Consider the following 11,634-nt stretch of genomic DNA (forward strand, 5'->3'; position numbering starts at 1 on the left):
GCAGTTCATCTTGGGCGGCCTTCTTTCATTTAGGCATTTTCCTCCAGACAAATTAAAGGGGTACCCGTATAGGCCAAAAAACCTTTACGGATACCCCTTATCCATTGGAACACGATGGAATGGCCGTGTTAGCTTATTCCGTGTTCACGCTGTGGCTGACCGAATTCCGGTCAAACGTCAGCTTTGTTACATCATTCACCTTCAATACGACAACGTCGTCGGTGATCTCGACGATCGTGCCGTGAAGGCCCCCGATGGTCACGACCTTGTCCCCTTTTTTCAAAGCGCTGAGCATGGCGTTCCGGGTCTTTTTGTTTTTTCTGCTGCGGACGGATAAGCAGAAAGTAGAAGATGACGAACATCAGCACGAAAGGCAAAATCAATCCGAGGAGTCCGCCTCCTCCTTGCGCAGGTGCCGCTGCAAGATTATTAAGCATATCTTTCCCCCCCTTCATGGACTGTCCATGATGGCAACATTCTAGAAACCTTTTTCATTCTCATGCAGGCCGTATTTTTCAAAAAACTCATCGCGGAAATCAAGCAAACGGTCTTCCATAATACTCTGCCGCACATTCTTCATCAGATTAAGGAGGAAATGAAGATTATGATACGTTGTCAGCCGAAGGCCAAACGTTTCATCACTCTTAATCAAATGGCGAAGATAAGCGCGGGAATAGTTACGGCATGTATAACAGTCGCACTCTGGATCAAGCGGCCCAAAATCCCTGGCATACTGGGCATTGCGAACGACAAGACGGCCTTGGCTTGTCATCGTCGTCCCGTTGCGGGCAATCCGCGTCGGAAGCACGCAGTCGAACATGTCCACCCCTCGGATCGAGCCTTCCAGCAGCGCATCAGGCGAGCCGACTCCCATCAGATAGCGTGGTTTGTTGTCCGGAAGCAGGGGTACCGTGTAATCCAGCACTTCATACATCAGCTGCTTGGATTCTCCCACACTAAGTCCACCAATAGCATAACCCGGGAAATCCATGGAAGTCAAATCACGCGCGCTCTGCCGTCTGAGATCCTCATACATCCCTCCCTGCACGATCGCGAACAAGCCCTGATCGTGCGAACGGGCATGGCTTTTCAAGCAGCGCTCGGCCCAACGTGACGTCCGTTCCGTCGATTTTTTCACATAATCGTACTCGGCCGGATAAGGAGGACATTCATCAAACGCCATCATGATATCGGAGCCGAGCGCGTTTTGAATTTCCATCGCCACTTCAGGGGACAAGAATAGTTTATCGCCATTCAAGTGGGAGCGGAAATGCACGCCCTCTTCCGATATTTTTCGCATCTCGGCCAAACTGAATACTTGAAAGCCGCCGCTGTCCGTCAAGATCGGACGGTCCCAGTTCATAAATTTATGGAGGCCTCCGGCTTCCCTGATGATGTCATGCCCAGGACGAAGAAACAGATGATACGTATTGCTCAAAATAATATGGGCATCCATCGCCTTCAGTTCTTCCGGGCTCATCGTTTTAACGGTTGCCAACGTGCCGACCGGCATAAAAGCCGGCGTTTCGATCACGCCGTGAGGCGTATGCACGCGTCCGAGCCTCGCGCCCGACTGCTTGCATGTTTTGATATGTTCGTACGTAATAGCTGGTGCCATTGTGATAAAACCTCCGAGTTAATAAATAAACATGGCGTCGCCAAAGCTGAAGAAACGGTATTCCCGTTCTACGGCCTCTTTATACGCGGCCATGATGTGTTCCCGTCCCGCCAGCGCGCTTACGAGCATAACGAGCGTCGATTTCGGCAGATGAAAATTCGTGATCAATGCATCCACGACTTGAAATTCGTAACCGGGATAAATAAAAATGCTCGTCCAACCGCTGCTTTCGGCAAGCGGACCGCCCTTGAACTGGTTTCCTACGGTCTCCAGCGTTCGGCATGAGGTGGTGCCTACGGCGACCACCCGTCCTCCTCTTTGCTTCGTTTTATTCAAAAGTTCGGCGGTTTCCCGAGAAAGAATGTAATACTCCTCATGCATTACATGGTCTTCCACTCGGTCGACAGACATGGGGCGGAAGGTGCCCAGGCCGACATGGAGGGTGATAAAAGCAATATCGATCCCCTTGCTGCGGATCTCATCCAGCAGTTCCTCCGTAAAGTGGAGCCCTGCCGTAGGCGCCGCAGCCGAGCCTTCATGCTTGGCATATACGGTTTGATACCGGTCCTTGTCTTCCAGCTTTTCTTTAATGTACGGTGGCAGCGGCATTTGTCCGAGGGCATCCAGGATTTCCTGAAAGATTCCATCATAGGAGAAGCTGAGCGTTCTCGCGCCCATCTCCCCTTCTTCTTCGATGAAGGCGCGGAGTTTCCCTTCCCCAAACAGGATGACACTGCCCTTTTTGAGCTTTTTACCGGGCTTTACGAGCGCTTCCCAGCGGTCGCCCGATAGGTTTTTTAGCAGAAGCACCTCGGCCTTGGCCCCGGTGTCTTCTTTAATGCCGAACAACCGGGCCGGAATTACTTTGGTATCGTTCAGCACCAGCGTATCGCCGGGCTGCAAATAGCCAACGATATTTCCGAACGTCTCATGGGTCGTTGCCCCATTGGATTTATTTAGCGTCAGCAGCCTTGAAGCGCTCCGGTCCGGCAGCGGAGTTTGCGCAATCAGCCGCTCGGGAAGTTCAAAATCGTATAAATCTACATTCATCGCTGTCAGTCCTTAACAATAATCGAATTGCGGTAATAGTGTTGCAAAATTTTCTTGTAATCATACCCCTCATCGGCCATTCCTTTGGCTCCCCATTGGGAGAGACCCAGCCCATGGCCATTGCCTTTGCCGGTAAACTTGAAGCCTGGTTCCTTGTCTACCACTCTCGCACTGCCGTTTCCGTTCATGATGACTGAACCGGCACCAGAGGACTCATGTACGCCGCCGGCGGAAATCACCGATACGTTCCGGCTGCCCGAAACGGTGGAAGTTTCCCCGCTCGCGCCCAATACAGTATAACTTCCGGTAGGTTCAATATCAAACATCGTGCTCGGCAAGCCGTTCAGCGCAGAACGGAACAGATCCGGATATTTCACGTCCAGAATTTGACCGTTCGCCTTGACTTTAACCGCCCTACCGGACGGCCCCCTTTCGGTGACCTCGAGCGTTGAAATTTCAGAAGGCAGGGCCGTAGAGGTTTTTCCCTTCAAGCTCTGCAGCAGCTCTGCGGATGTAAACGGCCCGCGTACCCATTCATAACTGTTAGACTCTTTGACTTTCTCCAGAATGACCGCCGTCTCCCCCGGATTCATCTGGGCCACGGGCTTTGCCATTGACTGAATCAACGGTAGCGGACGTATATTGGTAGCGTTCGCTGTTACGGTCATCGTCTTCAACCCTGCTCCGGTCGCTCCCGTTTCCTTAACGTTGTCTTCCCGGACGTATCCGACGGCCCCGTTTGGAAGCAGGACATGATACCAGGCCTTCAGCGATGCCTGTGAAGAGGCATCCCCAGGGCTTTCAACCGCCGCAAAGAGACCGTTTGCGCTGTTCCATACCTCGGAAGGGTCTGCCGTCATGCCGCCGCTGTTCGAGGAGAATACAGCTTCGACAACCTTATTATTGCTCATGAGCACCTCGCCCTGGGTTGCGTTTACGGCCTGGGTGATGCTCCCCTTCTCCGAGCCAACCCCGGTGTATGCCTGACTCAATACCGTATCCACCACATGGGCGACCTCAAATTTATTTCCTTGAAAAAGGGCGTAACTCCGCGCGGCAACCGCTTGCGCCTTTAGGGCTTCCGCTCCCCAGCTGGATGGAACCTCGGCTCCTACGACGGAATACAAATACTGCTCAAGCGGGAGCTCGTTGACCAAATAGAGCTGCCCGTTTTTGGTACCGATCTCTACAGCCCCCCGGTAAGTCCGCTCCGAGCGCTCTTTTACAAGGATGCCGGCTCCGGTACCTTCCACCCACAGCTTGGTACCTGTTCCCGATACCACATAGTGGGTTAGCGGTTGCTCCTGGGCCAGGTTTAGACCGGCGTCCTGACGGATGAGCAATCCCGCCGTTTCTTTGCCGATCTCGTTCAACGGGGTTAAGGATACCGCCTTGGCCGCAGCAGTGACAGCTGCCAGCTCTGCGGCATTGGAGGCTTCCCCAATCCATACCGCGTACTTGACACCCGCTCCGGCTGGAATCAACACATTAAAAGCATCGATACCTGCGTCCGCAAAGGTTCTTCGGACGTTTTCCGCGGCAGCTTCCGAATCAAACTCCCCTGCGGAAAGATGGAGAGCGCCCTTTGCCGCTGGCGTTTGGCCATTCAGGTAAGCCGCAGCCGCTTTTGCGGTTCTGGCCGCCCCTTCTTTGGCGGCCTGCTCCGTAGCGTACATTCCCGAGTAAAGCTGATATATTTTTCCGGTACTGGTCGTTGTCGTATACAGCAGCGGCTTATCGGCAGTCGCTTCAAGCTTCTTTGCCGCTTCCGATGCGGTCTTCCAATCCTTCGTCTCCAGGACCTTCACCCGGTAGGAATCCACGCTAAAGCGGAACTGTGCACCGGCGGGAATGCTTATCATCTGTTGGGAACCGCCTGAAGCAATCAAAGTACCGTTTAGCGCTTCGTCAGACTTTATCGTAACGACGGGCGTGGTGGATCTATATTTGCTGCCCAGATCCAGGAACATGGCAACCCTGATCGTGTCGGGCGAAGCGGCATAAACCGCCGGCGCCTGCCATACGCTGCATGCCAAAACAGCGGCCAGCAAGCCCTTCGTTCCCCAGGAATAAAACCTATGCTTCCCGTTTTTTTTTCATGATTGAAGTCCTCCTGTCTCTCTTATGGTATCAACGGCGATCCTCAGGATACGGGATGCCCAAATGGCTGTATGCTGCAGGGGTAGCGACGCGTCCCCGAGGGGTGCGCTGCAAAAATCCGATTTGAAGAAGATAAGGCTCGTACACATCCTCGATCGTCTGGCTCTCTTCCCCGATGGTGGCAGCGATCGTATCCAGTCCTACAGGTCCGCCCCGGAAGCTGCGAATCATCGCATTCAGCATTTTGTGGTCAATCAAATCAAGCCCCATCGGGTCGACCTGAAGCATTTTCAGCGCTTCCTGCGCAATATCCGGCGTAATCATGCCGTCTCCGCGCACCTGAGCATAGTCGCGCACACGCTTCAAAAGACGGTTCGCAATTCTCGGCGTCCCCCTTGAACGCAGGGCTATCTCTTCGGATGCCTCACCGAGTATTTCGATCCCCAAAATATCGGCACCCCGGGAAACGATATAGCTCAGCTCGTCTACCGTGTAAAATTCAAGACGGCTGACCACGCCAAAACGGTCCCGCAGAGGGGCTGACAGCAACCCTGCACGGGTGGTGGCGCCGATCAAGGTAAAAGGCGGCAAATCCAGACGGACGGAGCGCGCGCTGGGTCCCTTGCCGATCATAATGTCCAGCGCAAAATCCTCCATCGCCGGGTATAACACTTCCTCGACCGTTCGATGAAGGCGGTGGATCTCATCGATGAACAGCACATCCCCCTTCTGCAGGTTCGTCAGCAGCGCGGCAAGATCGCCTGGCCGTTCAATCGCCGGCCCGGACGTCGTCCGGAGGCTAACGCCGAGCTCATTGGCTATAATGTTGGCCAGGGTCGTTTTGCCAAGGCCCGGAGGGCCGTACAGCAGCACGTGATCCAAAGCCTCTTTGCGCATTTTGGCGGCCTCGATATAAATCTGCAAATTTTCCTTGACCTGGTTCTGGCCTATATATTCAGCTAAATAACGGGGACGCAGGCTGAGCTCCACGGCCTGGTCCTCCATCATTAAATTTGCCGTTATGATACGGTCGTCCATCATTCATTCAGCACTCCTCTCGATCACCGACATCTTAACCGGCATACAGCAGTTGAAGAGCACGTTTCATAAGGACGTCTACCGACTCTCCCGCCGTCTGGTCTTTTATTTTGATCCATACCTTGTCCAGCTCGCCGTCCGTGTACCCCAGCGCCTTCAAGCCCTCTCTGGCCTCCGCCCAAGCGGAGCCGTCATCCGGGCCGCTATCATGAATCGCAAACAGGCCGGTATTGATCACGCCGGTTCCAAAGCCCTCCAATTTGTCCTTCAGATCGAGAATCATGCGCTGCGCAGTTTTCTTTCCGATTCCTGGAAGTTTGACCAGAAATGAGATATTTTCTTGATAGATTGCCGAAACGACCGTATCCGGCGTACCGCCGCCCAAAATTCCAAGCGCAACCCTTGGCCCGATTCCCGACACCTCGATCAGCTTTCGAAACAACCTCTGTTCCTCCCTGGTCGGAAACCCGAACAGAAGCATCGCGTCTTCACGGACGTGATGGTGTGTATAGACGGTAACGATGCCTTCCGTCTTGGCAAACGCAAACGGATTCGGGCAGAAAACCCGATATCCCACGCCATTGACGTCAAGCACGATGTATTCATTTTCCAAATGGGCAACCTGTCCCCTTAAAAAATCGATCATTTTCGCAATACCTCATTTAACTTGGAATTTAACGTATAGGAATGCGCATGGCATATAGCCACGGCTAATGCATCCGCCACATCGTCGGGTTTGGGGACGCTCTGCAGCTTCAAGAACATTCTAACCATTTCCTGGACCTGCTTCTTTTCCGCTTTCCCATACCCCGCTATGGCTTGTTTAACCTGCATGGGCGTGTATTCCGCAATAGGCAGCCCACGCTGCACCGCTGCAAGAATGAGCACCCCCCGCGCCTGCGAAACAGACATTGCCGTGGTCACGTTACGATTGAAAAAAAAGCTTTTCAAATGCCACAGCCTCCGGTTTGTATTTATCAATCAACTGGGTCATTCCCTCATACACCTGCTGGAGCCTTTCTCCTTCCGGCGTGTGTGCCTCTGTCTGAATACTTCCATACTGCACCGGCGTCACTTTGCTCCCCACTTTATCCACAAACCCGAAACCGACAATCGCGATTCCCGGGTCAATTCCCAAAATACGCAAACGAACCTCTCCTCTGAAGCGAACATATGTATCGTTCTCCCCATTATAACAAAAGATCGGCTTCCGTTGAGGAAAAAGTTTGAACCTTTCGCTCAAGCTCCCTTCGTGAACGCAAAAAAGACGCCCGAGGGCGTCCTTTCAAACCTTCCAATATGAACAAGCAGAGCCTGAGAAACGGCAGTTAAGCAGCCATTTTGATTGTTACTGGGATTTCATTACCCCTTCAGCCATATCCCTTGCGTAATCGCTAAAAGTGGAAAGCACGCTGTTGTACTCGTCGATGTCCTGGATCCGTATGCCGTCCTGAAGCTGCTTCAGCACATCTCTTGGAAGCGAGGATTCCATTGATCCGATGTCCAATTGAAAAAACGTCCGCAGCACCTTTTCTTCTTTAGGAGGACCGTCAAACAAAGTCAAGTTCCCGTTTGCATCAATACTCATATAAGCTTGTTCCTTACAGGCCGGCGACAAATCGTCGGATATGCTTTCATCCAGCCAGACTTCTCCATTTGGGTCAAGGCTTCCCCGCAAGGAGGGGTTGCCGTTAATCAGGGCATACACGCCATCGGCATCCAGTCGACCGACATCCATTACTTCTACACCACACACGTAGGTTGTCCTCAGGTGAACTTTTCTCTTTTCTTTGGAGGCGTTAAGGCGCTGCATGAATTGTTTTTGTTCTTCCGACTGCCCATCCTCGCCGTGCTGCAGATAATTCAGGGCTTCCAGCGCAATTGGAGCTTCGCTTGTACCCCGGGTAAGGAGTTCTTTCATTTGCTCCGTCAGATGTTGACCCACCCAAGCAAGCCCGCCTATCATTAAGAAAAGGGTACAGGGCCAGATCACCCTTCTCCACCTTCTCCACCGTTTCCTCAGTTGTTTCCTAATACGAAAAACATTCAAAATAATCCCCTTCTGTCCAATGTTTTTCATAGTTTGACCTGTGCCGCCGACAATTATTCAGCTTGGTCAAGAAACGGCCCCTTCTCTTTTAGGCTTGTACACATAACACCCTTTCGTTTAAGTGTTTTTTCCGGAACGTAGAAGGGCCTGTACGATAGAAGGCCAACAAAAAGAGGCCATGGCATATAACTCCAAGACCTCATGCATGAGATTTTTTATTTTCGAATAGCTTCAAAAGTGAATGTCTGATTACCGTTTGTCGGTTGTTTGCCATACGCATAATCGGCGGAGCATGTAATGTTTGAGAAACCGATGTTTTCCAATACAAGCTTAATTCCTCAATACCGTGACAATGTAACGCAAAACGCTGTAACTCAGATTCGATTAGTTTTCCTTCGCGCCATTTCTCGTAATCGTATGCTGGTGGAGCATATTAAATTCTACGAATTTATCCTCTACGGTAATGATATCCCCTGAAGGGAAAGTAAACGTTGACGTGGATAGCTTTCCTGTCTCCAGCTTTCGGGCAAAATAAGATCAATCATTACCCGCCCCCCCCCAGGAACCAGGTGCTCATAAAAGCATTTTAAGGCGTTAATCGAGTCTTTACGGCTCTCAATCAAGCGAAAGACCGGGTTTGAACAATGATGGCTTCGTATTTGTGGGGCAGGGAAAAATTTTGCAAGACTCCTTCATAGAACGCCGGCTTTAAATTTCGTTCTTCACAGCGTTTTACGGCAAGAAGCCAGCATTTCCGGGAAATAATCAATCCCATCTACGTTCAATCCTGCCTCAAGCAGCGGGATGAGCATTCGACCGGAACTTACAGCCGCTTCCAAAATTCGACCCCGGCAAGGCTTGAGTCTATCGAGGTAATATTCGGTATCGCCATCGATCGAATGAGCCACAGGTTTGGTAAGATCATATACTTCCGTACATAGATTACTATAATAACTGAATATTCGTTTTCTCCTCCGTTTTTAAGACACGGAAGATTGGTAATACGGCGTTAACCGATATTATGCCTTCCGCACCTCTAATATAGTGGTTAGTTGGTAAGAGCTGACTGTCATTCTAATCGCCTACTTTCATTCAAATTAAGCCAAATTCTACTATGGGTAAAACATAATTCAACTAGAAAAGTCAGTCAACGACAGGGAGACAAAACATCTACAAAAGCAAAAGCAGTCTGTGAAGTAAGGCGCGAATTTCTGGCAAACCCGCTTCGGTAGACTGCAGCATCCGCTCCAAATGAACAATGCCTCCCGAGCTAAATCGCTATCTTTTCAGCCCATACCTCTGTCGCTCGATTTGCATGGGAGACTTTTCATTTTGCTAATTGCATTGCCATGCAAAAAAAAGAACCGTGCACCGGATTAAATCCAATGCACGGTTCTTCATGAAATCGGGACGACACGATTTGAACATGCGACCCCCTGGTCCCAAACCAGGTGCTCTACCAAGCTGAGCTACGTCCCGACAAGAAAACGGTATTAAGATTATACCATAATTTCAATATCGATGGCAAGATTTTTTTTGTGCTATGCCGGTGAAGGGACTCGAACCCCCACGGTTTCCCTCACGATTTTGAGTCGCGCGCGTCTGCCAATTCCGCCACACCGGCACAAATAAAAAGGACCTCCACGTTAGAGGTGAAAACCACTCGACATGCAATAAAAAGTGGCGTGCCCTGAGAGATTCGAACTCCCGACCTTTTGATTCGTAGTCAAACGCTCTATCCAGCTGAGCTAAGGGCACAAATAAATGGAGCGGACGACGGGAATCGAACCCGCGACCCTCGCCTTGGCAAGGCGATGCTCTACCGCTGAGCCACGTCCGCATGATAATATTTCGTTAACATCCATACAAAGATGGTGAGCCATGAAGGACTCGAACCTTCGACACCCTGATTAAAAGTCAGGTGCTCTACCAACTGAGCTAATGGCTCATGCAAGCATGAAAAATTGCTCCGCTGAACCCATATACGGATCCTAATCTTGGAGCTGTAAAAATGGCGGAACCGACGGGATACTCTCTCTTCGTTCGAGACTGCGAGGTCTATGCTAAGGAAGTGTCACTCCGACGAACCCTTGACGGATTCTTATCCTGATGCTGTAAAGATGGCGGAACCGACGGGATTCGAACCCGCGATCTCCTGCGTGACAGGCAGGCATGTTAGGCCTCTACACCACGGTTCCACGAGGCACTATCGCATGACATAAGCGATATAATTGGTTGCGGGGGCAGGATTTGAACCTGCGGCCTTCGGGTTATGAGCCCGACGAGCTACCGGGCTGCTCCACCCCGCGTCGTTAAGAAAATATTTATGGTGGAGGCTGAGGGGATCGAACCCCCGACCCTCTGCTTGTAAGGCAGATGCTCTCCCAGCTGAGCTAAGCCTCCATATTAAAGTGGTGACCCGTAGGGGATTCGAACCCCTGTTACCTCCGTGAAAGGGAGGTGTCTTAACCCCTTGACCAACGGGCCATATCTTATTTAAACCTTGCTGGCGGAGAGAGAGGGATTCGAACCCTCGAGACGCTTTTGGCGCCTACACGATTTCCAATCGTGCTCCTTCGGCCAGCTCGGACACCTCTCCATAAATGGCTCCCCGAACAGGACTCGAACCTGTGACAACTCGATTAACAGTCGAGTGCTCTACCAACTGAGCTATCAGGGAATATGTACCGCTTGGCGACGTCCTACTCTCCCGGGACCCTTCGGTCCAAGTACCATCGGCGCTGGAAGGCTTAACGGTCGTGTTCGGGATGGGTACGCGTGGAACCCTTCCGCTATCGCCACCAAACGATTCAAGGTTGAACCTTGAAAACTAGATACGAAACGTTTTGCGTTTATGTCTTACGAAGTTGCTCCGATGCAAAGCGTAACGCTTCCGAAGCGAGTTTTACTCCGTAAAACTTTTAGGATAAGCCCTCGACCGATTAGTATTGGTCAGCTCCATGCATTGCTGCACTTCCACCTCCAACCTATCTACCTCGTCGTCTTCAAGGGGTCTTACGAATTGGGAAATCTCATCTTGAGGGGGGCTTCACGCTTAGATGCTTTCAGCGCTTATCCCTTCCGTACTTAGCTACCCAGCCGTGCTCCTGGCGGAACAACTGGTGCACCAGCGGTACGTCCATCCCGGTCCTCTCGTACTAAGGACAGCTCCTCTCAAATTTCCTACGCCCACGACAGATAGGGACCGAACTGTCTCACGACGTTCTGAACCCAGCTCGCGTACCGCTTTAATGGGCGAACAGCCCAACCCTTGGGACCTACTTCAGCCCCAGGATGCGATGAGCCGACATCGAGGTGCCAAACCTCCCCGTCGATGTGGACTCTTGGGGGAGATAAGCCTGTTATCCCCAGGGTAGCTTTTATCCGTTGAGCGATGGCCCTTCCATGCGGTACCACCGGATCACTAAGCCCGACTTTCGTCCCTGCTCGACTTGTAGGTCTCGCAGTCAAGCTCCCTTATGCCTTTGCACTCTTCGAATGATTTCCAACCATTCTGAGGGAACCTTGGGGCGCCTCCGTTACTCTTTAGGAGGCGACCGCCCCAGTCAAACTGCCCGCCTGACACTGTCCCCGCACCGGATTACGGTACCAGGTTAGAACCTAGATACGATCAGGGTGGTATCCCAACGGCGCCTCCACAGAAGCTTGCGCTCCTGTTTCTCAGGCTCCCACCTATCCTGTACAGATCGTACCCAAATCCAATATCAAGCTGCAGTAAAGCTCCATGGGGTCTTTCCGTCTTGTCGCGGGTAACCTG

General features: G+C 51.7%; 6 protein-coding genes, 11 tRNA genes, 2 rRNA genes and 3 pseudogenes. All 22 read right to left on the bottom strand.

The genetic code is table 11. The annotated features are described in order from the left end of the window. Positions 1-133: 133 nt before the first annotated feature. Positions 134-437, bottom strand: a pseudogene (gene yajC / locus XI25_RS10665) (preprotein translocase subunit YajC). A gap of 41 nt (positions 438-478) precedes the next feature. Further along, entirely contained in the window at positions 479-1,618 is a 1,140-nt protein-coding gene (gene tgt / locus XI25_RS10670) for a tRNA guanosine(34) transglycosylase Tgt (RefSeq protein ID WP_046678580.1), read from the bottom strand. An 18-nt stretch (positions 1,619-1,636) separates the two neighbouring features. Then, positions 1,637-2,668: a tRNA preQ1(34) S-adenosylmethionine ribosyltransferase-isomerase QueA gene (gene queA, locus XI25_RS10675; RefSeq protein WP_046678581.1), complete on the bottom strand. Its 1,032-nt coding sequence runs from the start codon at positions 2,666-2,668 to the stop codon at positions 1,637-1,639. Between the two features lie 5 nt (positions 2,669-2,673). Then, complete coding sequence (locus tag XI25_RS10680) at positions 2,674-4,719, bottom strand: SpoIID/LytB domain-containing protein (protein WP_046678582.1); 2,046 nt, start codon at positions 4,717-4,719, stop codon at positions 2,674-2,676. A 79-nt stretch (positions 4,720-4,798) separates the two neighbouring features. Next, entirely contained in the window at positions 4,799-5,806 is a 1,008-nt protein-coding gene (gene ruvB, locus XI25_RS10685; RefSeq protein WP_046678584.1) for a Holliday junction branch migration DNA helicase RuvB, read from the bottom strand. A 34-nt stretch (positions 5,807-5,840) separates the two neighbouring features. Beyond that, positions 5,841-6,452 carry a Holliday junction branch migration protein RuvA gene (gene ruvA, locus XI25_RS10690; RefSeq protein WP_046678583.1) on the bottom strand — a complete coding sequence of 204 codons (612 nt, stop codon included), beginning with the start codon at positions 6,450-6,452 and terminating at the stop codon, positions 5,841-5,843. After that, positions 6,449-6,953, bottom strand: a pseudogene (gene ruvC / locus XI25_RS10695) (crossover junction endodeoxyribonuclease RuvC). The gene ruvA and the pseudogene ruvC overlap by 4 nt, the downstream one beginning before the upstream one ends. Positions 6,954-7,154: 201 nt before the next feature. Further along, positions 7,155-7,751 carry a BofC C-terminal domain-containing protein gene (locus XI25_RS10700; protein WP_235439818.1) on the bottom strand — a complete coding sequence of 199 codons (597 nt, stop codon included), beginning with the start codon at positions 7,749-7,751 and terminating at the stop codon, positions 7,155-7,157. Between the two features lie 320 nt (positions 7,752-8,071). Next, positions 8,072-8,818: pseudogene (locus XI25_RS10705) on the bottom strand (class I SAM-dependent methyltransferase). A 443-nt stretch (positions 8,819-9,261) separates the two neighbouring features. Next, positions 9,262-9,335, bottom strand: a tRNA-Pro gene (locus XI25_RS10710). 65 nt (positions 9,336-9,400) lie between these two features. Continuing rightward, a tRNA-Leu gene (locus XI25_RS10715) sits at positions 9,401-9,480 on the bottom strand. 57 nt (positions 9,481-9,537) lie between these two features. Continuing rightward, positions 9,538-9,614 (bottom strand) — tRNA-Arg (locus XI25_RS10720). Positions 9,615-9,621: 7 nt separating this feature from the next. Continuing rightward, positions 9,622-9,696 (bottom strand) — tRNA-Gly (locus XI25_RS10725). A 32-nt stretch (positions 9,697-9,728) separates the two neighbouring features. Further along, positions 9,729-9,804 (bottom strand) — tRNA-Lys (locus tag XI25_RS10730). A 173-nt stretch (positions 9,805-9,977) separates the two neighbouring features. Continuing rightward, positions 9,978-10,054: transfer RNA gene (locus XI25_RS10735), tRNA-Asp, on the bottom strand. Between the two features lie 34 nt (positions 10,055-10,088). After that, positions 10,089-10,165: transfer RNA gene (locus XI25_RS10740), tRNA-Met, on the bottom strand. Between the two features lie 18 nt (positions 10,166-10,183). After that, positions 10,184-10,259: transfer RNA gene (locus XI25_RS10745), tRNA-Val, on the bottom strand. Positions 10,260-10,268: 9 nt separating this feature from the next. Beyond that, positions 10,269-10,343: transfer RNA gene (locus tag XI25_RS10750), tRNA-Glu, on the bottom strand. 20 nt (positions 10,344-10,363) lie between these two features. Then, positions 10,364-10,455 (bottom strand) — tRNA-Ser (locus XI25_RS10755). 5 nt (positions 10,456-10,460) lie between these two features. After that, positions 10,461-10,536, bottom strand: a tRNA-Asn gene (locus tag XI25_RS10760). Positions 10,537-10,545: 9 nt separating this feature from the next. Continuing rightward, a 5S ribosomal RNA gene (rrf, locus tag XI25_RS10765) occupies positions 10,546-10,662 on the bottom strand. A gap of 116 nt (positions 10,663-10,778) precedes the next feature. Then, positions 10,779-11,634, bottom strand: a 23S ribosomal RNA gene (locus XI25_RS10770); the annotation flags it as partial.

Source organism: Paenibacillus sp. DMB20 (genome assembly GCF_000987955.1).
GTDB lineage: Bacteria > Bacillota > Bacilli > Paenibacillales > Paenibacillaceae > Paenibacillus_AQ.